This is a genomic window from uncultured Dechloromonas sp., assembly GCF_945957265.1.
Lineage (GTDB): Bacteria > Pseudomonadota > Gammaproteobacteria > Burkholderiales > Rhodocyclaceae > Azonexus.
On sequence record NZ_CAMFKO010000004.1, the window covers coordinates 131853 to 155223 of the forward strand.

Consider the following 23371-nt stretch of genomic DNA (forward strand, 5'->3'; position numbering starts at 1 on the left):
GAATAAACCATGGCCTCCGAAACCGATATCCGTGCTGCCCTGGAATGGGAAACAGACAGCAAGCCTCCTGACGAAAAAAACACTTGGATATGGCTCTGGGAGGCGATCCAGGGCGATTTCAACGATAACCGCTCAACGGGACAAATTGCCTTTGATACCGGTATTTCGATGATTCCAGTGGTCGATCAAATCTGCGATGTGCGCGACATTATCGCCAACTGCAAAAACATTGCCCAAAGCGATGAGCGCGAAGACAACACTTGGAAATGGGTCGCGCTTGCGCTCACCCTGATCGGGTTGTTTCCGAGCCTCGGTAGCCTCGTCAAGGGCGTACTGAAAATCTTCTTTACCTTCGTCCGGCGCTACGGCCTGAATCATCTGGTCAAGGCGGTAGACGAAGCCATGACCTGGGTCATTACCTTGCTACGCAAGCGCGATGTTCAGAAATACCTGCGCAAGCTAAAGGTCGACGAAGTCTTCAAATGGCTGGCTAATTCGATTCGAGAAATTCGGGGCAAGGTCAGTGTCGGCGCTTTGCTCAAGGCCTTCGATAAGGCCATCGGCATTTTGAAAAAATTACTGGAAAAGGTTACCTGGATACCTAAAGTCGGCGACCGGGCGAAACAAACCATTGCACTCGTCGAAAAAGTCCGCAAGCAGGCCGATGCGCAGCTCGCCAAGGCCATCGCGCCCATCCAGAAAATCCTTGATCGCATTATCCATCGCCTGGACATGGAACATATGGCCCAGCGTTCCGGCATACTCAACGCAAGCAATGTGCATTTCCGAGGCACATTGCCGGAAGCCCAGGCGGTAACACTGATGTGCAAGACAGAACCGTTACCGCCTTGGTTGAGCAAGGGGCGTGAAGGGAAGTGGGCAGAGCAAAAGGTTCGCGTCGGTGAGAAATTGCTCAAAAAGCACCCCGACTGGCCCAAGCTCGACGACACCAACATCCGCTCCTTCCACACTATGAAGGCTATCGAAATCAAGGGACCGGCCAAGCTCTTCCGAATTACCTCGCCGAGCAACGGTGCGATGGGCGACTGCTGGGTACCTGAGGATGTCTGGAAGAAAATTCTCGCTTCGCCCGACCCCAAGGCCGCCTGGCGAAAATACAGCGCCGTGTGGCCGGACTGGAACCCGAACGGACAATTCGTTGTGCTGGAAATCAAGGAAGGCGAAACCCTTAAGGTCTGGCGCGGACCGGCTGCGAGCCAGAAGAAGCTTGAGCATCCAGATTTGAATGCCCACCTTGAAGGCGGATGGGATCAGGTCATCGTCAAGGTCGAGAAATCACAGCGGGACAGCACGCGTTACTACATGCGCGGTGGCGGGCATGGCGAAAAACTGCACCCGCCCGGTTTGAGCCGTGCCGAGTGGGAAACCCTCTCCAAGGAGAAAAAGAAGGCCTACACACCGATTCGCGAGAAAATCAACCACCCCAACATCAAAGGCCCCCTCGATACCGGTTGGGGTTCGACGGATTTCGATCCGCAACTGCGCGATGCCAAGATCGGCCTGCCGGCCTTGCCCGGCCAGGTCACCAACTAAAGACCGCCATGACGACCGACCTGTTCAACAATCCTCTCTCCAGCCAACCTACCTTTCCGCTCTCGCTCTGGCAAAAGCGCCAGGCCACCTTGCTCTATTACTGGATGTCGTTCGATTACCTGAAGGGTCTCAAGGGCATGATCGACAAGCTGATGGCGGGGTCTGACGTGTTGCTCGACCTTGCCAAAAGCCAGGGACGCGACGCGTTGATCGCCGATGAGCGCTGGGGCGTACGCGACACTTCGGCCAATTGGTCGACCTACGGCCATTCGGCGCTGGCAGATTTCAGGAAGTCGACCATCAGATTATTGGCATGGCGAACCAATGAAAGCTATTGCGGAACCGGTGCCCACCAATGTGGCTACCTGCTCGGCGAAACCTCGTCGCGCTGGATGACTGAAGAAGAGGAAGAGCGCTTCAACCAGCAATTCGAAGCGATCTACGCCTATGCAACACGGATCGACGAAGTGTCAGGTGCAGGGGGGCAAAAATATCTGGATGATAGGGATATGATCGCCTACTGGCAGGAATACGGTAGCCGTTTCCCCCGCCTGCCACGCTTCCGGGTACGTGCCGACGTGGTCGGCGAAACGGGAAAACTGCCGCCGCGTACCGGTGTCTATGTGCCGCAGGACGACCCTTACGGCACCCTGCAATTCGCCTGGACGGGCAACAGCGACGGCATTCTGGGCAAGGCCCAGACCTATAACGATGCAGGGCTGGCCGCCGTCAAGGTTATGGGCCGAAACGCCATCTGGCAGGATGAGCAAAAGATGATGGCCTACGTAATCGAGGCGTTGAAACAGAAGCGTCTGCAACCAGCAAATGGTTTTGACTGGAAAGAGGTGGATGATCTGGATGCGGCGTGGCTGGTTCTCTCCCCTCAAGCTTTCACCGAACACCCCTGCAAATGGTATTTCGTCGAAATGATTGATGGTGAATTCGACGATGCGACAGAAGATGAAACGGCCATCGAACCCGTATACCGCCCCAACGTCCCCGCCGGTTCCCCCTGTCCCGAATCCGGCTGGTGGTTCACCCCTGCTCAGCCCGCTTCCCGCCGCTACTTCAAGCAAGGTGCCGTGATGCCTGCGCTCGGCAGCGACTACGGCGACACCTACTGGCAATGGTCACCTGATCAGTCGGCGCCGACGCTGTAGGGCCGTAAATGCGCTCGTGATCGAACGCATGGAAGCGAACAACCAACCCGTTTCACGGCTTGCCCTCCTCAGATTGATTGCTGTCCCCTAGCCGACGAAGAGAAGTCCAGCCGTTTCGCGGATGACCAATCGTCCATTACCGACGATGCCTCATATCTTGGCCACGTATCCAGATACGAAAATGCCCCGGAATATTTACGGGGCATTTTCCAGCTACAACAAGGACGAACCAGCAGAGTTGCCGTCTGCTTCAGGAGGCTTCGTCGATCCAGGCCTGTTGAATCGCTTCGAGAATCTTCTCTCCGCAATGCTTGGGGTCGTCGTTGAAGCCGGGCAAGGCCATAACCCAATCGCGAAGGTCCACAAAGTTGACCTTGAGCGGATCCTTGTCGGGGTAGGCTTCGGTCAGCTCGATGGCGATGTCGTTGATGTCGGTCCATTTCATTTGCGGTGCCCCTCCTTCGCCATGTTGATACTGTATTTCGGGATTTCAACCGTCAGCGGCGTCTTGCCGACGACAGCCTGGCAGCCGAGACGGGAGTTGGGTTCCAGGCCCCATGCCTTGTCCAGGAGATCTTCCTCGACGTCTTCGGCTGGCTCCAGCGAATTGAAGCCTTCGCGCACGACAACATGGCAGGTCGTGCAGGCGCAGGACATTTCGCAGGCGTGATCGAGTTCGATGTCGTTGGCGAGCAGGTTTTCACAGATGGACTTGCCCTCCTCCGCCTCGATTACTGCGCCATCCGGGCACAGTTCGACGTGGGGCAACACGATGAGTTGGGTCATGCCTTTTCTCCGTCTTCTCCAACCTGAATGTCGTCGACATTACGGCCGGAGAGTACTTTCTTGATGCTTTGATCCATGCGGCGATGGGCAAAGGTTTGCGTTTCGTAGCCGAGGTCGTCCATGGCGATGTTGATCAGGCGGCGGTTGTCGCCGGCCATGGTTTCCGCGAGCTTGGCGATGGTGGCCATGATCTTGGCGATCTCGGCCTCGTTGAGCAAATGGGCGTCTTCGGCCAGTGCCGCTTCGGTCGCCTCGATCATGCGTTGGGCTTCGACCTGCGCTTCCTTCAGGGCGCGCGCCACGGCGTCGTCCTTGGCGTGCGCCATCGAGTCCTTGAGCATGCCGGCGATTTCGTCGTCCGACAGGCCGTAGGATGGCTTGACCGTAATGCTCGATTCGACGCCAGTCGTTTGTTCGCGGGCGGTAACCGACAAAAGACCATCGGCATCGACCTGGAAGGTGACGCGGATACGTGCCGCCCCGGCCACCATGGGCGGGATGCCGCGCAGCTCGAAACGGGCCAGGGAACGGCAATCCGAGACCATTTCGCGCTCACCTTGCACGACATGAATGGCCATCGCGGTCTGGCCGTCCTTGAAGGTGGTGAATTCCTGGGCACGTGCGGTCGGGATAGTCGAATTGCGCGGAATGACCTTCTCGGTCAGGCCGCCCATGGTTTCAAGACCCAGCGACAGCGGAATCACGTCGAGCAGCAACCAGTCGTCCTTGCCGGTCTTATTGCCGGCCAGCAAATTGGCTTGCGTCGCGGCGCCGAGCGCGACGACCTTGTCCGGATCGAGGTTGGTCAGCGGTTCCTGGCGGAAGAAATCGCCGATCGCCTTCTGGATCTGCGGCATGCGCGTGGCACCGCCGACCATGACGACGCCCTTGATGTCTTCGGCCCTAAGACCCGCATCGCGCAAGGCCTTCTTGACCGGCTGCAGGGTCTTGGAAATCAGGGTTTGCGTGATGCTGGCGAAGGTTGCCACATCGAGCTTGACGTCGATCATCTCGCCGCTGGCAAGGCGCAGCGAGATCGGCGCTTCCGGATTGTTGGTCAGGAATTCCTTGGCCTCGCGGCAGCGCATCATCAGGCGGCGCGAGTCCTCCGGCGACAGCGGTTGCGGCTTGGTCTGCTCGATGACCCAGCAATAGATGCGATGGTCGAAATCGTCGCCGCCGAGAGCGGAGTCGCCGCCGGTGGACATGACTTCGAACACGCCCTTGGTCAGCTTGAGGATGGAGATGTCGAAGGTGCCGCCGCCGAGGTCATAAACCGCGTAGACCCCTTCCGCAGCGTTATCCAGGCCGTAGGCAATCGCCGCCGCCGTGGGCTCGTTGAGCAGGCGCAAGACGTTGAGCCCGGCCAGCCGGGCCGCATCCTTGGTGGCCTGGCGCTGTGCATCGTCGAAATAGGCGGGCACGGTAATGACGGCCCCGACGAGGTCTCCGCCCAGCCCTGCTTCGGCGCGTGCCTTCAGGACCTTCAGTATCTCCGCCGAGGTTTCCACCGGGCTTTTGATGCCGGCATGGGTCTTGACCCTGACCATGCCCGGGGCTTCGATGAAGTCGTAGGGCATCGATTCGATATGGGCGATGTCCTTGGTGCCGCGCCCCATGAAGCGCTTGACCGAAACGATCGTGTTCTTGGGGTCGACCGCCTGGTTTTTCTGTGCATCGTAGCCGACCTCGGTGGTGCCGTCGGCATGGTAGCGAACCACCGATGGCAGCAAGGGGCGGCCCTGGTCGTCGTTGAGGCAAACGGCGATGCCGCTGCGTACGGTGGCAACCAGCGAATTGGTGGTGCCGAGGTCGATACCGATGGCAAGCTTGTGCTCGTGCGGAGCCGCCGATTCGCCGGGTTCGGCGATTTGAAACAAAGCCATTGTTTATTCTTCCAGCGACGCCAGCGCGTCGTCGATTTCGTGCAAAAGTTTTTCCAGGAACATCAGCCGGCGAACCCGATCCGTTGCCAGGGCAAAATCCCCTGTCTCATCCAGCAACTGCCCGAGTTCTTCGTAACGGGACTTGATGTCGCTGTACAGGCGGTTATGCAGGCGTTCCAGCTCATGATGATCGCCGCCGCCACGCGCTTCCATCACGGCTTCGCGCCATTCCATCTGCTCCATCAGGAAGTCGGCCGGCATGGCGGTATTGTTTTCGGCCTGGATGTCGTGCCCGGCCAGGTGGAGCATGTACTTGGCCCGCTCAAGCGGCTTTTTCAGCGTCTGGTAGGCTTCGTTGGCATGCGTTGCCCATTGCATGGAGAGGCGCTTTTCGGCCTCTCCGGCATGGGCAAACCGGTCCGGATGGACCTGGGCCTGGATGTCGCGATAGCGCGAATCGAGGTCCGACAGGTCGAGCCTGAATAGCGGCTTGATTCCAAACAGGACGAAGTGATCTGCCTTGAAATCCATCAGACGTTGAACGATTCGCCGCAGCCGCACTGATCCTTGACGTTGGGGTTGTTGAACTTAAACCCTTCGTTGAGGCCTTCGCGGGTGTAGTCCAGTTCCATGCCGTCGAGGTAAGGCAGGCTCTTGGCATCGACAATCACCTTGACGCCTGCGCTCTCAAAGACCAGATCGTCTTCGTTCACCTCGTCGACAAACTCCAGCTTGTACGCCATGCCGGAACAGCCGCTGGTACGCACACCGAGGCGCAAGCCGATGCCCTTGCCCCGCTTGATCAGGAAGTTGGCGACGTGTTTTGCCGCCTTGTCGCTCAAGGTGACGCCCATGCTTATTCTCCGTGCTTTTTCTTGTAATCCGCCACGGCTGCCTTGATGGCATCCTCGGCCAGGATCGAACAATGGATTTTAACCGGCGGCAGGGCCAGTTCCTCAGCAATTTCGGTGTTTTTGATGGACAGTGCCTGATCCACGGTCTTGCCCTTGACCCACTCGGTGACCAGCGACGACGAGGCGATGGCCGAACCGCAACCATAGGTCTTGAACTTGGCATCCTCGATGACGCCAGCCTTGTTCACCTTGATCTGCAGCTTCATGACATCGCCGCAGGCCGGTGCGCCGACCATGCCGGTACCGACGCCGTCATCTTCCTTGCCGAAGGAGCCGACGTTACGCGGATTCTCATAGTGATCAATGACTTTTACGCTATAGCTCATGTTGTTTCTCCTAAATTCGGTTATTAGTTGGTAGTCGTTGGTTACTAGCCAACCCGCCAACGACTGATAACTAGTGTGCTGCCCATTGAACGGTGCTCAGATCGATGCCGTCCTTGTACATTTCCCACAGCGGCGAAAGCTCACGCAGTTTGCCAACTTTGGCATGCAACAATTTGATTGCATAGTCAATTTCATCTTCAGTCGTGAAGCGGCCAATGCTGAAGCGGATCGAGCTGTGCGCCAATTCGTCATCGCGCCCCAGGGCGCGCAGGACATAGGACGGCTCAAGGCTGGCCGAGGTGCAGGCAGAACCCGAAGAAACAGCCAGGTCCTTGATGGCCATGATCATCGATTCGCCTTCGACATAGGCAAAGCTGATGTTCAGGTTGTGCGCCACGCGTTGCTCCAGGTCACCGTTGACGTAGGTTGCCTCGATATCCTGCAGCCCCTTGAGCAGTTTGTCGCGCAAGGCGCCGATGCGCTTGTTCTCGTCGGCCATTTCTTCCCTGGCCAGACGGAAGCACTCGCCCATGCCGACGATCTGGTGCGTCGCCAGCGTGCCGGAACGGAAGCCGCGCTCGTGACCGCCGCCGTGCATCTGGGCCTCGAGGCGGATGCGCGGCTTGCGGCGAACGTACAGAGCGCCGATGCCTTTCGGGCCATAGGTCTTGTGTGCGGAGAAACTCATCAGGTCGACCTTGAGTTTCTGCAGGTCGATTTCCACCTTGCCGGTCGCCTGGGCGGCATCGACGTGGAAAATAACGCCCTTCTCGCGGCAGATTTCGCCCAGTTCGGCGATCGGCTGGACGACGCCGACTTCGTTATTGACGAACATCACCGATGCCAGCACGGTATCGGGGCGAATCGCGGCCTTGAAAACCTCAAGGTCGAGCAGGCCATTTTCCTGGACATCCAGGTAAGTCGCCTCGAAGCCCTGGCGCTCCATTTCGCGCACCGTGTCGAGGACGGCCTTGTGCTCGGTCTTCACGGTGATGATGTGCTTGCCCTTGGTGCCGGCATAGAAGTTGGCCGCACCCTTGATGGCGAGATTGTTGGACTCGGTTGCGCCCGAGGTCCAGACGATCTCCTTCGGATCGGCATTGATCAGCGCAGCCACCTGCTCGCGCGCTTCCTCCACCGCCGCATCGGCCACCCAGCCGAAACTGTGCGAACGCGAGGCCGGATTGCCGAAGTCCTCGCACAAGTAAGGAATCATTTTTTCCGCAACGCGCGGGTCAACCGGGGTAGTTGCCGAATAATCCAGGTAGATCGGGAGTTTCATCGTTATTCTCGCTAAGTCGGGTTGTTCAGACAGCCATGGCTGTCAGTCCTTGCAAGCGTCCGACTGTAGCCTGCAAGGCGTTGATGAATTGTTCAATATCGGCCTCGGTATTGCCAGCCCCCAGGCTGACGCGTACCGCAGCTCGCGCACTCTCCGCATCCACGCCCATCGCCCGCAACACATGCGAAGGCTCCGGATTGGCGCTGGAGCAGGCTGCGCCGCTGGCCACCGCAAAACCTTCGCGATCCAGCTTGCCGACCAGGGTTTCCCCATCAATGCCGGGGAATGCGAAATAGCTGGTATTGGGCAAGCGGGCTGCGCCTTGGGCGAATATTCTAGCGCCCAATCCCTGCAGTCCCGCCTCCAGCCTTTCCTGCATGACGCGCAAACGAGCCGGCAGTTCGGCAACGCGTCGCGCTGCAAGTTCCGCAGCAACGCCAAATCCGACGATGGCCGCCACGTTTTCCGTACCTGAGCGCAGGCCGCGCTCATGGCCGCCGCCGGCAATCTGCGGTTGAATTTCAATGCGCTTGTCCAGGATCAGCGCGGCCGCCCCCTTGGGGCCGTAGGCCTTGTGCGCCGACAGCGTCATCGCATGAAGCCCGGCGGCATTCAGCCCCCGGAAGTCGATTGCTTGTTTGCCCAGCATCTGGACGGCATCGGTATGAAACCAGCCGCAGCCCCTGGCGTCGCCGGCCAGGCGCTCGATGTTCTGAAGAACGCCGGTCTCATTGTTGGCCGCCATGACGGACAGCAGCTTCGGCTTGAGTTGCAGTGCTGCGGCAAAGTCAGCCGTGTCGATACGGGCGTCTGCATCGACCGTCAGGGTACGCACCTGCCAGCCTTGCGCCTGGAGTTGCAGCGCGGGCTTCAGGATGCAGGGATGTTCGATGGCACTCACGGCAATCACGCCCGCCTTCAGGCATCCCGCCGCGCCCTTGATGAAAAGATTGTTGGCCTCGCTCCCGCCGCTGGTGAAAATCACTTCGGTGGGATGCGCACTCACCGCCGCCGCGACACGCTGCCGTGCCTCGTCGACGGCCTGCCGCGCCTGTCGGCCATATTCGTGGCGACTCGACGCATTGCCGTGCTGGCTTTCCAGCCAGGGCAGCATGGCGGCCAGCACAGCCGAATCTATCGGCGTTGTGGCGTTATGGTCGAGATAAACAGGGCGAAACATGGTTCGAGATCAGAGGATGGCGGAAACCTTGTCGCGCGAATTCTTGGTTCGCGGCTGCGGGCCAAGGCGGCGCTGGTCTTCAATGACCGCCATGCCGGGCGAGCGCTTCTGCCTTTCGCGCTGAACCAGGTGCTCGAGCGTTACCGAAGCGAGGTATTCGTACATCTTCGTATTCAGCGTCGTCCACAGGTCGTGGGTCATGCAGCGATGCTCGTCATGGCAATTCTCCCGGCCGCCGCATTGCGTGGCATCGAGCTGTTCGTCTACGGCGCGAATGATCTCCGATACCGGCACCTGATCGAGCGGACGGGCGATGCAGTAGCCGCCGCCGGGACCGCGAACGCTATCCACCAGCTTGTGACGACGCAGCTTGCCGAACAATTGCTCGAGATAAGACAGGGAAATCTTCTGGCGCTCGCTGATGCTGGCCAGTGCCACAGGCCCTTCTTCGCCGCGCAAGGCCAGATCCATCATGGCCGTCACGGCAAAACGCCCTTTGGTCGTCAAACGCATTTTCGAACTCCTGAAAATAACCTAGTGATTAAGTCAACTATAAGCAAGCTGCAGCCGATTAGTCAACTATTTTACTCAGGTATTGCGGATCGAAAGAATCAGCTGCCTGAACCTCGCTGTCGCACTTCACGCCTTGCGCCTCCAGCTCCCGAACCAGGGAAGCAAGGCGACGATCGGTCTCGGCCGCATGATCCAGCAAGCCATGGATGGCCTTGGCCAGCGGATCGTCCTGGTCCCGCCCGACCGCGTAGGCAGAGAATCCCATCTTCTCGGCCTGCGCCTGCCGCTGGCGGCCCTGCTCCGAGTTGTCCAGAATCCGGGCCGGATTGCCAACCGCCGTTGCGCCAGCCGGCACTTCCTTGGTCACCACGGCATTGGAGCCTACCTTGGCGCCGGCGGCGATGGTAATCGGCCCCAGCACCTTGGCGCCCGCACCAATGACTACGCCATTCTCCAGCGTCGGGTGGCGCTTGCCCTTGTTCCACGACGTGCCGCCAAGCGTGACGCCGTGGTAAAGCGTGACGTCGTCGCCGATGACGGCGGTTTCACCGATCACCACGCCCATGCCGTGGTCGATGAAGAATCGGCGGCCGATGGTGGCGCCGGGGTGAATCTCGATACCGGTCAGCATGCGCGACAGATGGGCCGTGAACCGGCCCAGCCAGCGAAAACGATGCCCCCACAACCAATGGGCGACACGGTGCAGGATCAGGGCGTGAATCCCCGGGTAACAGGTCAGGACCTCCCAGAACGAGCGCGCCGCCGGATCTCGGTCGAAGACCGCACGGATATCCTCACGCAAATTCCGGAACATGAAACCCGATCTCCCCAATTTAAAGAGGGATAATTCTAGAATACTCGAGTGAATTTGTCAGCTATTTCGCCCGTGGGGGCTGCAACTTCTCCGCTTATAATCCACGCTTCATTACGCTGCCGCCATCGATGCTCGCACGTCTTCTTCCGGTTGTTTTTGGCACCTTCGTCCTGCTCGCTGGTTGCGCCACCGCGCCCCCTGCCGCTGTCGGCGTTTCGCCAGGAGATTACGACCCCGCGCGCGCCTATCTGGCCTGGATGATCAAGCGCGAAATGGACAAGAACGATATCACCGGCATCAGCATTGCCCTGGTGGATGACCAGAGGATCGTTTGGCAAAAGGGATTCGGTTACGCCGACCTCGAGAACGGGACGCCCGCCACCCCGGAAACCGTCTATCGTGCCGGCTCGATTGCCAAGGTATTTACCGCGGCCGCCACCATGCAACTGGCGGAGCAAGGCAAGCTGGACATCGACCGCCCGCTGGGCGCGGCCCTGCCCGAGTTTTCGATCAAGAGCCGGTTTCCGAATTCGGCGCCGATCACGCCACGCAACATCATGTGTCACCACTCGGGCCTGCCGTCCAATTTTCTGGACGGCCTGTTCGTCCGCAACCCCGGCCGCTTCGATACGGTGGTCGAGTCGATCCGCGACGAATACCAGGCCTTCCCGGCCAATTACGTCTTCTCCTACTCCAATCTGGGCATGGCCTTGCTGGGCGCAGCCATCCAGCGGGTCAGCGGAGAGCCGTTCGACGCCTACATGGAGAAACATTTTTTCCAGCCGCTGGGCATGAGCCAGACCCGCTTTTCCCAACGTCCGGTCACCAAGGTCTATGACCGCAACAAGGAAACCGAGGTTTTCTCGATGCGCGACATGCCGGCCGCCAATTTGCTGAGCAACGTGACCGACCTCGCGCAGTTCATGAAAATGCATTTTTCCGACGGAAACGCCGGCGGACAAAGGATTCTCGAAAAATCGTCGCTGAACGAAATGCTGCGCATCCAGAACCGGGATTTCCCGCTGACTTTCGGGCAATACGTCGGGCTGGGCTGGATGATGAGCGGCATCGACGTTCCGGGTGGCGGCCCGGTCGCCAGCCATGGTGGTTCGCTCCCGGACTCGCACAGCATGATGGCGATCCTGCCCGAGCACAAGCTGGGGGTCGTGGTACTGACCAACTCGGCCACTTCGCATGTGGCCGTGAGCAAAATTGCCGTCGCGGCGCTGCGCCTGATGCTGGAGGCCAAAACCGGCATCCGCCAGGAGGCGACGTCGCCGGTTCATGCCGCCGAGCGGAAACCGACGGATGAAGAGCTGGCATTCTTCAATGGCTACTTCGACTCGATGGTCGGATTGGCGAAGCTCAGCACGAAATCCGGCGCGATCGACGTCGAAGCGGTCGGCCACCAGTTCCGCCTCGTGCCGCACGAGGATGGCTTGCTGACGATCAAGTACAAGGTGCTGGGCATGCTGCCGGTGCGCGTCGGGGCATTCGAGGACATCCGCTTGTCGATGGTCAATGTCGATGGACGGCAGATCATCGTCGGGAAAATGGGAAACGAGTCGATGATCTTTGGCGAACGACTCAAGCCCGGCAAGGTGCCCGAACGTTTCATGAACAGCCTCGGCAACTACGAAGTCGCCAGCACCCTCGACGGCCCGAAGCCCGATCGGCTACTGCTCCGCGAGGACAACGGGCTGCTCATCGGCGAAGCGCACTTTCCCGAAGTCCCTGACCTGCTGCTGCGCATCGCCTTCAACCCCGTATCGGACCACGAGGTCGTTACGGCCGGACTGGGAACCAGCCGCGGCGACACCTTGCGGGTGATCGAATCGGGCGACAAAGCCATCCTGAACTTCTCGGGCCTGCAACTACGCAAAAAGTTGAATTGAAACGACCATGAACGAACTGCACCAGGAACTCAAAGCCTTCATCATCGAGACCATGAATCTCGAAGACGTGACGCCGGCCGATATCGGCGACGACACCCCACTCTTTGCCGACGATGGACTGGGCCTGGACTCGATCGATGCCCTGGAACTGGTCCTGGCGCTCAAGAAGAAGTACGGGATCGTGATCGAGGCGAACGACGAAGGGTCGCGTCAGCATTTGCGCTCGGTGAACTCGCTGGCGATGCTTGTCTCGGCGCAGCGCGAGGCCTGAGTATCGATTGATCGCGCGCATTCGAAAAGCACGCAAAAGAAATGGCACCCGAAGGTGCCATTTTCATAACCAGGGGACGCCAGCCTCAGGCTTTGCGAGCCTTGCGCATCCGCAGCAGCCCCAGCAGGCCAACCCCCATTAGTGCAAGCGACCCGGGTTCCGGCACTTTGCTCGGCGGATTGCAGCCTGTCGAGCCCTGGGTGCAGCCCGTAACCGAGGACAGCTTCACGTAGTCATTTCCGTCGGTGAGCAACGAACCGCTGGTCGATCCGCTGACGAGCGGATTGTATGCACCGATCAGCCAGAATGACGAAAAGGTGTCGCCGACACTCGGCGTGCTGGATTGGATGGTTCTGCTTTTGTTGGCACTTCCGGTCGTGTTGTCCCCATTCCCGGCGTAGTTGCCAACGACAGACCAACCCAGCGCGGTAAGCTGGCTATACGTCTTGCCAATCAGCATCGTATTTTTATCAAATGCCGTCGAACCCGTGTACGCCAGAACCGTGAGATCGGAGTCGCCGTTCACCCAGCTAAGCGTCGCTTTCGTCAGCTTTACCAGGCTGCCGAAACTCAGCAGGGCCATGTCATAGCGCTGATTGTTGTCGATCGAATGCTCCGGACTGCCGCCGATGGCATCCAGGTTGTCGCAGTATGCGAGATTGCTGCCGCTCGGGCATCCACTACCCCTGGTCGTAACGCCGGTTGTTGGATTGGTGTAATAGCCGTCATTGTTGGCGATGCCACCATAACCCTGCGACTGGCCAAGCCAGGCAGCCGCCTCAATGGTCTGGGTGGCAGCATTGTTGGCTGTGCTGGCGGAGGTGTTTGCCCCTCCGGTATTGGAGTAAGCCGTCGTCGTGACACCAGCGCTGGGGCTGCTGCCCGTGAGATACCAGTCCTGCGCGGCGAAAGCCTGGCTTGCGAAGGCAAGTGCAACGATACCGGTCAGTGCTTTTGCTTGGATTTTCATTTTTTTCCCCATGGAAAATCTTTGTGAACAATAAAGCAACAAGCAGGCCAGAACAAAAAAACTTTATCTTTCATGATGATAAAGCTCTAACTTCAGAGTTCTCCAAAGTTGTGTAAAAAAAATCGACAGTCCTCAAGAGCATTACAACCCCAAGTCTTTCCGCAGTTGCACGACAGGATTGCTATTCGCAAGTCGTCCGGATGCCGTTAGCGCTGCCTTCAACTCTTCTTTTGCTTCTTCCTTGCGGCCAGTCTTGGACAATGCATAAGCAAGATGAAAGCGAATTTCACCGTTGTCCGGATTGCGTAGACGCGCTTCGCGCAGATAACGCAGACCCGCCTCGACTTGCCCTTTGTTAACCAGAATCCAGCCCAGGGTGTCGGCGTAGGATGCGTTATTCGGAGAAAGCTTCAATGCCCGTTCCGCAATTTCCTGCGCAGCCTGATCATTCAACTGCAGCAACAGGTTCGCGTAGTTGTTAAGTGCCGGGGCGTCGTCCGGAGCTTCTTTTATTACTCCTTGATATGTTTGCCTCGCCGCAGCGAGTTGTCCCGCTCTGAAATGTGCTTCAGCCAGGGCTTTGGATGCAATCCTGTCCTTGGGATGCCCCTTGACCCAAGCTTCAAGAAAACCGGCAGCCTTGGCGGAGTCATCTGCCGCCATGTAAGCCTGGACAAGAGCCAGCGCGTTCCCGGTGCTTTCCTCCTTGACCAGCAACTTGCGGTATCCGGCGATGGCGGCAGCGTACTGCCTTCGGGACATCGCGAGATCGGCGCTGACACGCAAGGTTTCAACGGCATCGGGATACTTGGCAAGCAAGGTCTTGAGTGCGGTATCGGCCTTGGCGGCCTCGCCACGCCGGGCTTCAGCCTGAACAGCCAGGGCCAGGGCCGAAATGTCTTCCGGATTCCCCTGCAGGGCTTTGTAAATACTGTAGGAAGCTCCGTCGGGGTTGTTTGCCGCCAATTGCATCCGGGCAATGGCAACCAGGGATTTTGCGTCGAACTCTGCAAGGCGCGTCGCACCATTCAGCGTCGCCCGGGTGTTGGCGATATCGCCGCTCATCAGGAAGGCACGCGCCAAGGCCATCTGCACCGGGAAGCTGGTAGGAAACTTGCTGGAAAGTTGTTTGGCTACAGTCAAGGCCTGGTCGTTCTGGCGCAGCCCCAGATGAAGGTCGATCAGCACCAACGTAGGTGCGGCATCGCTTCGTTGAACGCTCCCGGCTTTGGACAAATATCTGATCGCCTCCTCGGAGCGACCGGCACGTTGCTCGAGTTGACCGTACTCGAACAGAACCAGCGCATCATCATTGCGCTTCTTGAGTACGGCATCAAGACGTCGACGAGCATCATCAAAGCGCTTGTCCGCCATGTCCAGTCGCGCCAGGTTCAGAACGGCCGGGGTGAAATCGGGATCCTTGGCAAGCACCTCGTTATACGCCGCTCTCGCGCCACTCTTGTCGCCATTGGCACCTTTGAGCGCCCCAAGAAAATTGAGTGCCGTCAAATTGTTCGGATCTTGCCTGACCATGCTCATGGCCGTTTTCAGCGCTTGTTCCGGCTTGCCGGAGCGGGCATAGAGCGTGGCCAGTGTCATCCCGGCCTGTATGTCCCCAGGGTTGGCGGCAAAGGCTTTTTCCAGGCTGGCCTGACCTTGTTCCATCTTGCCCAGGCTGAGTTGGCTGAAGCCGAGCGAACGATTGATTTCCGATGAGCCGGTACGGGTTGCAGCTTTTTCGAGTTGTTCGCTGGCTTGGGCGTATCGCCTTTGTGCCAGGTTGACAGACCCCAGCAGGTACATCACCTGAGGATCATCCGGCAAGGCTCTTTGCAGGGACTCAAGGAGGGATTGGGCCCTGGCGTAATCCTTCGCGTCGACAAAAATCGAAGCAAGCAGCTTCTTCGCGCCATTGTTTCCCGGGTTGCGCGCCACGATCACATCCAGATATTCGCGGGCCTTCTGGTGGTTTCCCAATCCGTAATGGGCCAATGCGCCGGCCATTAGCAACTGCTCCCGACGCGCCAGCCATGCCGCCGGTACGGCATCGATGGTGCGCGTTACCTCCTTGAGGGCATCGCCGACGGCGCTTGCATCCCCTTTCTGCCCCGCCAGAACGGCACGCAGGTAGGCGGCACGCGGCTCGTCCGGGGCCTGGGTGAAAAGGTAGTCCAGATCCTTCCGTGCTTCCGTCTCGCGCTTGAGATCGATGAGCAGGGCTGCCCGGGCGATGCGTGCGTCGAGATGCCTGGGCGTCAGGGCAAGCGCCTTGTCGTAAGCGCCAATGGCCCCGGCCGCATCGAGGGAGGCATGGAGAACGGATGCCTTGGCACTCCAGGCGAAAGCGCTGTTCGGTGCCAGTTCGACTGCCTTGTTGGCTTTTTCGCGCGCCTGCTCGATTCGCCCCATTCCTAAAAGCATGGTGACTTCAGCGATCAACGGCGAGGCCGATCTGGGGTCGATGGAGCGAGCCTGCTCGAAACTCTGGCTGGCCAGGCTGTTTTTTCCTGATTCCAGGTAGGCGTTACCGCGCATGGTCAGGATTTCAACTTGCAGTGCCGGCGACAGACCCGATGGCTGGACACGGTCGATAACCGCTTCCGGACGCCCCAGGGCGAGATAGACCTGACCGAGCGGAATGGCAACCTCGCCCCGATTGACCCCCTGTTTCAAGGCTTCTTCGAAGGCGGCTTCGGCCCCTTTGAGATCGCCGTCCTTGAGCAGCGCCTTGCCGAGCAACAGGTGCGCGGCCAACATTTTCTGATCTTGCTGGATGGCATTTTTTAACTGGATGACCGCTGCCGGCATGTCGTCCTTTTCGTAGCGGCGCAGCGCATCCTCGTAGTAGCTTGCGGCTTTTTCCGGAGTGGCGATGGCCGGTGCGGCAAAACAGCTGGCGATGGCTAGCGTCAGGGTAACGCGGGCGGCCCAATACGGGTTTCGTGAATCGTTGGTGGGCACTGTGCGGAACAATCTGGCGAGACTCATCGTGGTCGGAATATTCGTAGGATAGGGAGCGGGCTGTCGCGATGGTAATGACAACTGCGCACATCAAGCGTGCGTTTTGTCACGATCCAGGGGCTTTTCAAGAATACCATCGAGATAATCGATGGCTGAAATCCGACACGCCCGGGAAGGCTTTTCAATGAAAGTCCCGGCTGAACGTTTCCAGCCGGCCCAGCCAGGCGGACAGGTCGACCAGCCGCTTGGCGACGAGGTGGACGACTTCGCCTTCCATCTGCAATTGCCCGAAGACACCGAGCAGGCTGGCGCCGAGGAGCTCACGGCGCTGTTTTTCGACCAGCTGCGGATGAATCACGACATTGGTCAGGCCGCTTTCGTCTTCCAGGGTCACGAAGACGATGCCGGTGGCAGTGCCCGGTCGCTGGCGTCCGACGACGATGCCGGCGGCGCGGACCAGCGCCCGGTGTCCGGCGTGGCGGAGTTCGGCGGCCGGAATGAAACGGCGTCCGGCCAGCTGCGGGCGCAGCAGGGTCAGGGGATGCTCGCGCAGCGTGAGGCCGAGATGCCGGTAATCGGCGACCAGATTCTCGCCTTCATTCGGCGGCGCCAGCGCGATTGCCGTTTCCGAAAGAGCGACGCCGTCGAAAAGATCGCCCTGCGCCACCGCGGCCGTGGCGGCCCAGGCGGCCTGCCGGCGGTGCCCGGCCAGGCTGCGCAGGGCATCGGCGGCGGCCAGCAGGTCGAGGTCGCGGCGTTGCAGTCCGGCACGCGCCGCCAGGTCGGCGACATCGTGAAAAGGGCGACTTCTGCGCGCTGCCGCGATGCGCTCGGCGGCGGCCTGCGCCAGGCCGCCGATTTGGCGCAAGCCGAGTCGCACTGCCCCGGCCGGCTCCAGCGTGCAGTCCCAGTCGCTGGCGGCGGCATCCGGAGGCAGGACGGCGACGCCATGGCGGCGGGCGTCCTGGATCAGCATCGACGGCGAATAGAAGCCCATCGGCTGGCTGTTGAGCAGCCCGCACAGGAAGATGGCCGGGTGGTGGCGCTTGAGCCAGGCCGAGGCATAGACCAGCAGGGCGAAACTGGCGGCGTGCGATTCGGGAAAGCCGTATTCGCCGAAGCCCTGGATCTGCAGGGCGATGCGCTCGGCGAATTCGGCGGGCAGGCCATTGGCCGCCATGCCGGCGCGCAGCTTGTCCTGGTAGCGCAGCAGGTTGCCCTTGCGCCGCCAGGCGGCCATGGCGCGGCGCAGTTCATCGGCCTCGCCGGGGGTGAAGCCGGCGGCGACGATGGCCAGTTGCATGACCTGCTCCTGGAAGATGGGCACGCCATAGGTCCGTTCGAGGACCTTGTCGACGGCCGGCGAAATTTTCTCGATGCGCTCCCTGCCCTGTCGCCGCTTCAGGTAAGGATGGACCATGTCGCCCTGGATCGGCCCCGGGCGGACGAGCGCCACCTCGACGACGAGGTCGTAATAACAGCGCGGCCTGAGGCGCGGCAGCATGGACATCTGGGCGCGCGACTCGACCTGGAAGACGCCCATGCTGTCGGCGTGGCCGAGCATGGCGTAGGTGGCAGGGTCTTCGGCCGGGATGTCGCCCAGGCGCCAGCGCCGGCCTGTGGTCTCGCCCAGCATGCCGAGCATGCGGCGCAGCGCCGACAGCATGCCGAGCGCCAGCACATCGACTTTCATCAGGCCGACGGCATCGAGGTCGTCCTTGTCCCACTGGATCACCGTGCGCTCCGGCATGGCCGTGTTTTCGACCGGCACCAGGCGGGCCAGGGGGCCGCGCGACATGACGAAACCGCCGACATGCTGGGTCAGGTGGCGGGGAAAGCCGCGCAGTTGGCCGGCGATCCACAGCCATTTCTCGACGCGCGGCGATGCGGGGTCGAGCCCCTGCTCGGCAAAGCGCTCGGGCAGCTGCTCCCGTTTGTCCCACCAGGCCAGCGAGGCGGTCAGGGCATCGATGCGCGCCGCCTCGAACCCGAGAACCCGCCCCGCATCGCGCAGCGCGCCCTTGGTCCGGTAGGTGATCAGCGCCGCGGTCAGCGCCGTGCGTTCGCGGGTGTATTTGCCGTAGATGTAGGCGATGACCTCGTCGCGTCTTTCGTGCTCGAAATCGACATCGATGTCCGGCGGCTCGCCGCGCTCCCGCGAAATGAAGCGCTCGAACAGCATGGCGGAACGCGCCGGATCGACCTCGGTGATGCCCAGCGCGAAGCAGACGGTCGAATTGGCCGCCGCGCCGCGCCCCTGGCAGAGAATTCCCAGGCTGCGCGCATGGCAGACGATGTCGTAAACCGTCAGGAAATAGGCTTCGTACTTCAGTTCGGCGATCAGGGCCAGCTCGTGTTCGACGCGCTGCCGCACGGCATCTGGAATGCCCTGCGGATAGCGGGACTGCAGGCCGTGTTCCGTTTCGTGGCGTAGCCAGGAAGTCGCAGAGTGATCCGGCGGGACGATCTCCTCGGGGTATTCGTAACGCAGTTCGTCGAGCGAAAACCGGCACTGCTCGGCGATCTTGATCGTTTCGGCCAGGGCGTCGGCCGGATAGAGGCGCGACAGGCGCAGCCGCGTCCGCAGATGCCGTTCGGCGTTGGGGAACAGCGCATGGCCGGCCTCGAAAAGGGTCGTTTTCAGACGCAAGGCGGTCAGCACATCCTGCACCGGCCGCCGGTTGCGGGCGTGCATATGGACGTCGCCGGCCGCCACCAGCGGCAAGCGGCAGGCCTTGCCGAGGGCGAGCAGATCGGCCAGCCTTGCCGCATCGTCCACTCCGGCATGCAACTCGGCGGCGATCCACAGCCGACCGGGGAAGCGTTCGGCCAGCCAGCGCCCATCCTCGACGGAGGGGTTTTCGTCGGGAATCCAGAGCGCCAGGCAATCGGGCACGGCACCGCTCGGCGACACGGCGGTCAGGTCGTGGCGCTGCAGCGTGTAATCCCCCTTCCCTGCCCGCCGGCGCGCCAGGGTGATGAGTGCCGAGAGATTGCCGTAGCCTTCGCGGTTCCTGGCCAGGAAAACCAGCTTGAGGCCGTCGGCCAGCGTCATTTCACTGCCGACGATCAATTTCAGGCCGGTCCGTTTGGCGGCCTGATGCGCCCGGACGATGCCGGCCAGCGAGCATTCGTCGGTCAGCGCCAGTGCCGTGTAGCCCTGCTCCGCCGCGCGTTCGATCAGTTCGTCCGGATGCGAGGCGCCGCGCAGGAAGCTGAAGTTCGACAGGCAATGCAACTCGGCGTAGGCCGGCAGCGACATGGCCACCCCGCCTCAGGCAAACAGGCCGTGCAGGAACCAGCCCTCGGCATTGCGGAAAACCCAGGCCCACTGTCCCTGCGGGTTGCGGGCCACGAAATAATCGCGCCGGACATCGCCGGCGGCCCCTTGCTCGCCGCTGTCCCACCAGCCGCTTTCCAGCCGTTCGGGGCTGGACAGGAGCTTGAGCGGCCCATGCCAGTCCGGGCTGCCAGCCCGTTCGGGGAGCGCGCACGGTGTCGGCAACAACCACAGCGGCCGCGCCGAAGCGGGGAGCCTTGCCTGCCGCTGGGTCGCCTGGCCTGCCGGCGAGCGCGAGGCGACCGTGGCATCCCGCTCGCGGCTTGCACACTCCGGCCGATAATCGAAAACGGCATCCAGCGCCTGTACGGCACGCTCGCCGAGCCGGGCACGCAAACGTTCCAGGCAGGCCAGATGCCCCTCGCCGTGCGCAGCTTCAGCAAACAGCGGCACGCTCTCTCCCGATCTTTCAGCCAGCTCGTCGGCCTGCAGGCGAACCGCCTCGACCGGCGCCGGCAATTGCCAGCGCCCCAGATGCTCGCGCAGCAGGCGCACGAAGCGCGCTTCGTCGGCGGCCGGCTCGGCAAACCGCAGGGCGAGATCGCTCGGTTCGGCGTCATCGTGCCGGAAGCGCAAGGTACAGCGCCGCAGCAGCAGTTGCCGCGCGCTCAGCCAGCCGGCCAATGCCGAGAACAGGCGTTGCCCGGAAAACACCAGGGCTTCGGCATGCTCGACGCGGGACGGCAATTCAATGTCGATGGCAAAACTTTCCGGAAAGGCGAAAGCCGTTTGCGGGTCCGGGACATCTCCCCAGGCACGGGCCATGTCGTCCAACGGGCGGTTGCCGATGCGCCGCCGCAAGCCGCTCCCCGGCGTCGCGCGCAAGGCGCCGAGCCGCCGCAAGCCGAAGGATTCCAGGCGGGCCACCGCGTCGGCCGGCCAGTCGGCGATGTGGCACGGTAACTCGGCGAGGGCCGCATGCAGGCTGGCCGCTTCGCGATGGATCGTTCCGCTGCCGGAACGGGCCAGCCAGCGCGCGCCGAGCGGCGTCGGGGCCACCGCCCAGCCGGGGGTGTGGCCTTGCTCGGCGCAACCGCTCGTCACGGCGTCGACAATCGGCTCGATGCCGCCGAAGAGACGGATGCAGGCGCCGATTTCGAGCAGGAGTTCGTTGGGTTGCGCCAGGCTGACCGTGGGCGTGAATCGCCCCGCCCAGCAGGCCAGGTTTTCGAGGGTTTGTCGTTCGCGCGCCGCAGCGCGCTCGAAAACCGACAAGCCCGGCAGCAGGCCGAGCGCGGTCGCCAGCTTCTGGCCGGGGCGAATGCCGGCCGCGACGGCCTCCGCATCGCCCAGCATGATCCGGCCGCGCACGACCACCGCGCTAGGCGGCTGGCGCAGCGGCAAGGCCTCGATCGGCAACCAGGGAAAGGACAGGGCCAGCCACAGCACGCGAGCGTCTCCCGGGACGGGGAATGGAGGATGAATACGGCAAATCCAGCGGCCGGGATGCCGGCCTGCCGCGCCGCTTCAGGATGCGGACCGTCAGCGCGTCGCTGCCGCTTGCCAGCGCCACTCGCAAGGGCGCGGGCGACGGCGTCCCTGCCGCAGCCGTGGAGCGCCACAGGCAGGCCAATACCGAACGCCCTTCAGCCGCGACCTGCAGGCGGCGCAGCGCCTTGGCATCGATGCCCTCGCCCGGCCAGGCCAGCACGCCGGCGAAACCGTCGCAGGCGAGCAGTTGTTCGATGCTCCAGGCCGTATCCTTGCCGGCACGCACGATGACCAGTCGCTCCAGGGCGATGCCCGCCGCCGCCCAGGCCGGTGCGTGCGGCAGCCAGGGCGGCGCGACCAGGGCCAGCCAGCCCCCGGCCTGCGACAGCCTGGACAGGGCGGGCAGCAGCAGGCTCATTTCGCCGACGCCGTTGCAGTCGACGAGCAGTTCCGTCAGCACGCCGCGCGGCCAGCCGCCGCCGGGCAATTCGGCGTCGAGTTCGGGATGGCCGCTGGGGATGGCGGCCTCCGCCAGGGAGGCCAGCGTGTCGCCGCGCCAGACATCGCCTCTGGCCAGCACATCCGCCAAAGCGACCGGCAACGGCAAGGCGTTCATGACAGCTTCGAGCCTGCCCCGCGTATCAGGCCGACGGCAACGCCCTCGATGGCGAATTCGACTTCGCCGGGACGCACGATGATCGGCGCGAAGTCCGGATTTTCGGCGATCAGCTCGATATGGCCGCTCTTGCGCTGCAGGCGCTTGACGGTCACTTCCTCGTCGAGGCGGGCGACGACGATCTCGCCGTCGCGGGCCTGGTTGGTCTTGTGTACGGCCAGCAGGTCGCCGTCGTAGATGCCGACGTCGATCATCGACAGGCCGCGCACCTTGAGCAGGAAGTCGGCGCGCGGATTGAACATGCCGGCGTCGAAGGCATAACGCGCCTGCACGTTTTCGACGGCGAGAATGGGCGAACCGGCGGCCACGCTGCCGATCAGCGGCAGGCCCAGTTGCTCGACGAGGCGGATGCCGCGCGCCGAGCCCGGCTCGAGATTGATGGCGCCCTTCTTGGCCAGGGCCTTGAGGTGATCTTCCGCCGCGTTGGGCGAGGCGAAGCCGAAGGCGGAGGCGATTTCGGCCCGCGTCGGCGGCGCACCGAGCACCTCGACGGTGTTCTTGATGAAGTCGAGAATTTCCTGCTGGCGTGGCGTGAGCTTCATGGTCTGCTCCCTGCAAAATTCGTTAGCTGTATTTTTGTACAGTAATTGATTTTTGGCAAGCGGAGAATGGGCTACACTCTGCCTCCCGCACCATCCGGAAACCCCAGCATGAAGCTGCAACACCTGGCGATCGGCGATCGCTTCGAATACGACGGCAAGATCTTTGTGAAGACCGGCCCGGTCACGGCCTCTTCGGAAAACGGCGGGCAGCAGATGATTCCCCGCTATGCGGTCCTCAGGCCGCTCGACGTGCCGGCCCGCGACGACGACAAGCCGGGCCCGCGCCGCAAGGTCGAAGAAAAGAAGGTGCGTGCGGCCTTCGACGACTTTTACCGGACCTGCAGCGAACTGCTCGACGAATCCGCACTGCCCGCGCTGGCCGAGGCGCGCGAACGCTTCCTCGGCTGCCTCAGGTAATCAGGCGGCGGCTGTCGCCGGGCGTGCCACCGGCGCCTCGCGGATCGGCAGGTTGAGCACGGCGGCGATGGCGGCCAGGGCCATGTCGGCGTACCACATCCAGCCGAAGTCGCCGAATTGCGTGATGGCCAGCCCACCCAGCCAGGCACCGAGGAAACCGCCGATCTGGTGCGACAGCAAGGTCATGCCGAACAGCGTTGCCAGGTAGCGGATGCCGAACAGCTTGCCGACGATGGCGGCGGTCGGCGGCACGGTGGCCAGCCAGGTAAAGCCGAGGCCGGCGGCAAAAACGTAGAACGTCCATTCGGTGCGCGGCATCATCAGGTACCAGGCGATGAGCAGCGCCCGCGAACCGTACATCGCGGCCAGCACGTACTTGCTGCGGAACTTGTTGACACAGGAGCCGGCGTACAGGCTGCCGAAAATGTTGGTCAGGCCGATGATCGCCAGCGA

At 61.7% G+C, this 23371-nt stretch carries 22 protein-coding genes; 5 read left to right on the plus strand and 17 right to left on the minus strand.

Annotated elements, in window-relative coordinates; genetic code table 11:
- Positions 1–9 precede the first annotated feature (9 nt).
- Positions 10–1554 carry a hypothetical protein gene (locus Q0P59_RS04070; RefSeq protein ID WP_295003838.1) on the plus strand — a complete coding sequence of 515 codons (1545 nt, stop codon included), beginning with the start codon at positions 10–12 and terminating at the stop codon, positions 1552–1554.
- Between the two features lie 8 nt (positions 1555–1562).
- Positions 1563–2714: a hypothetical protein gene (locus Q0P59_RS04075; RefSeq protein ID WP_295003840.1), complete on the plus strand. Its 1152-nt coding sequence runs from the start codon at positions 1563–1565 to the stop codon at positions 2712–2714.
- 250 nt (positions 2715–2964) lie between these two features.
- Here the strand turns inward: Q0P59_RS04075 and iscX are convergent, their stop codons facing one another.
- The 10 genes from iscX to cysE form a co-directional block, all read right to left on the minus strand.
- Entirely contained in the window at positions 2965–3159 is a 195-nt protein-coding gene (iscX, locus tag Q0P59_RS04080; RefSeq protein WP_295003841.1) for a Fe-S cluster assembly protein IscX, read from the minus strand.
- Positions 3156–3500: an ISC system 2Fe-2S type ferredoxin gene (gene fdx, locus Q0P59_RS04085; protein ID WP_295003843.1), complete on the minus strand. Its 345-nt coding sequence runs from the start codon at positions 3498–3500 to the stop codon at positions 3156–3158. The genes iscX and fdx overlap by 4 nt, the downstream gene beginning before the upstream one ends.
- Positions 3497–5386 carry a Fe-S protein assembly chaperone HscA gene (gene hscA / locus Q0P59_RS04090; protein ID WP_295003845.1) on the minus strand — a complete coding sequence of 630 codons (1890 nt, stop codon included), beginning with the start codon at positions 5384–5386 and terminating at the stop codon, positions 3497–3499. Before hscA ends, fdx begins: the two co-directional genes overlap by 4 nt.
- A 3-nt stretch (positions 5387–5389) precedes the next feature.
- Positions 5390–5917 (minus strand): Fe-S protein assembly co-chaperone HscB, encoded by a 528-nt coding sequence (hscB, locus tag Q0P59_RS04095; RefSeq protein ID WP_295003846.1) that lies wholly within the window; start codon positions 5915–5917, stop codon positions 5390–5392.
- Complete coding sequence (gene iscA, locus Q0P59_RS04100) at positions 5917–6240, minus strand: iron-sulfur cluster assembly protein IscA (RefSeq protein ID WP_295003848.1); 324 nt, start codon at positions 6238–6240, stop codon at positions 5917–5919. The genes hscB and iscA overlap by 1 nt, the downstream gene beginning before the upstream one ends.
- Before the next feature lie 2 nt (positions 6241–6242).
- Positions 6243–6626: a Fe-S cluster assembly scaffold IscU gene (gene iscU / locus Q0P59_RS04105; protein WP_066879609.1), complete on the minus strand. Its 384-nt coding sequence runs from the start codon at positions 6624–6626 to the stop codon at positions 6243–6245.
- A 70-nt stretch (positions 6627–6696) separates the two neighbouring features.
- The gene (locus tag Q0P59_RS04110; protein ID WP_295003852.1) at positions 6697–7908 is read right to left on the minus strand and encodes an IscS subfamily cysteine desulfurase; all 1212 of its coding nucleotides are present in this window, start codon (positions 7906–7908) and stop codon (positions 6697–6699) included.
- Positions 7909–7933: 25 nt separating this feature from the next.
- Positions 7934–9088 (minus strand): cysteine desulfurase family protein, encoded by a 1155-nt coding sequence (locus Q0P59_RS04115; RefSeq protein ID WP_295003854.1) that lies wholly within the window; start codon positions 9086–9088, stop codon positions 7934–7936.
- A 9-nt stretch (positions 9089–9097) separates the two neighbouring features.
- Positions 9098–9601 (minus strand): Fe-S cluster assembly transcriptional regulator IscR, encoded by a 504-nt coding sequence (gene iscR, locus Q0P59_RS04120; RefSeq protein ID WP_295003856.1) that lies wholly within the window; start codon positions 9599–9601, stop codon positions 9098–9100.
- Positions 9602–9659: 58 nt separating this feature from the next.
- Positions 9660–10415, minus strand: coding sequence for a serine O-acetyltransferase (gene cysE, locus Q0P59_RS04125; RefSeq protein WP_295003858.1), 756 nt, complete (start codon positions 10413–10415; stop codon positions 9660–9662).
- A 128-nt stretch (positions 10416–10543) separates the two neighbouring features.
- On the opposite strand from cysE, the gene Q0P59_RS04130 reads away from it, so the two are divergent.
- Both Q0P59_RS04130 and Q0P59_RS04135 read left to right on the plus strand, forming a co-directional pair.
- Positions 10544–12310, plus strand: coding sequence for a serine hydrolase domain-containing protein (locus Q0P59_RS04130; RefSeq protein ID WP_295003860.1), 1767 nt, complete (start codon positions 10544–10546; stop codon positions 12308–12310).
- Positions 12311–12317: 7 nt separating this feature from the next.
- Complete coding sequence (locus tag Q0P59_RS04135; RefSeq protein ID WP_295003861.1) at positions 12318–12581, plus strand: phosphopantetheine-binding protein; 264 nt, start codon at positions 12318–12320, stop codon at positions 12579–12581.
- Positions 12582–12666: 85 nt separating this feature from the next.
- On the opposite strand, the gene xdp1 is transcribed toward Q0P59_RS04135, so the two are convergent.
- The 6 genes from xdp1 to lexA all read right to left on the minus strand — a co-directional run bounded on the left by xdp1 (position 12667) and on the right by lexA (position 22501).
- Positions 12667–13551, minus strand: coding sequence for an exosortase-dependent surface protein XDP1 (gene xdp1 / locus Q0P59_RS04140; protein ID WP_295003863.1), 885 nt, complete (start codon positions 13549–13551; stop codon positions 12667–12669).
- A gap of 141 nt (positions 13552–13692) precedes the next feature.
- Entirely contained in the window at positions 13693–16539 is a 2847-nt protein-coding gene (gene prsT / locus Q0P59_RS04145) for an XrtA/PEP-CTERM system TPR-repeat protein PrsT (RefSeq protein WP_295003865.1), read from the minus strand.
- Positions 16540–16693: 154 nt separating this feature from the next.
- Entirely contained in the window at positions 16694–19774 is a 3081-nt protein-coding gene (locus Q0P59_RS04150; protein ID WP_295003867.1) for an error-prone DNA polymerase, read from the minus strand.
- A 12-nt stretch (positions 19775–19786) separates the two neighbouring features.
- On the minus strand, positions 19787–21241 hold the full coding sequence (locus Q0P59_RS04155; RefSeq protein WP_295003869.1) for a DNA polymerase Y family protein: 1455 nt from the start codon (positions 21239–21241) through the stop codon (positions 19787–19789).
- On the minus strand, positions 21174–21899 hold the full coding sequence (imuA, locus tag Q0P59_RS04160; RefSeq protein WP_295003871.1) for a translesion DNA synthesis-associated protein ImuA: 726 nt from the start codon (positions 21897–21899) through the stop codon (positions 21174–21176). Before imuA ends, Q0P59_RS04155 begins: the two co-directional genes overlap by 68 nt.
- Complete coding sequence (lexA, locus tag Q0P59_RS04165; protein WP_295003873.1) at positions 21896–22501, minus strand: transcriptional repressor LexA; 606 nt, start codon at positions 22499–22501, stop codon at positions 21896–21898. Before lexA ends, imuA begins: the two co-directional genes overlap by 4 nt.
- Positions 22502–22609: 108 nt before the next feature.
- Between lexA and Q0P59_RS04170 the strand changes: the two genes are divergently transcribed.
- The gene (locus Q0P59_RS04170; RefSeq protein ID WP_295003875.1) at positions 22610–22918 is read left to right on the plus strand and encodes a hypothetical protein; all 309 of its coding nucleotides are present in this window, start codon (positions 22610–22612) and stop codon (positions 22916–22918) included.
- Here Q0P59_RS04170 and Q0P59_RS04175 read toward each other — a convergent pair.
- The coding region (locus Q0P59_RS04175) for an MFS transporter (RefSeq protein ID WP_366090235.1) at positions 22919–23371 on the minus strand (453 nt) is incomplete at its 5' end.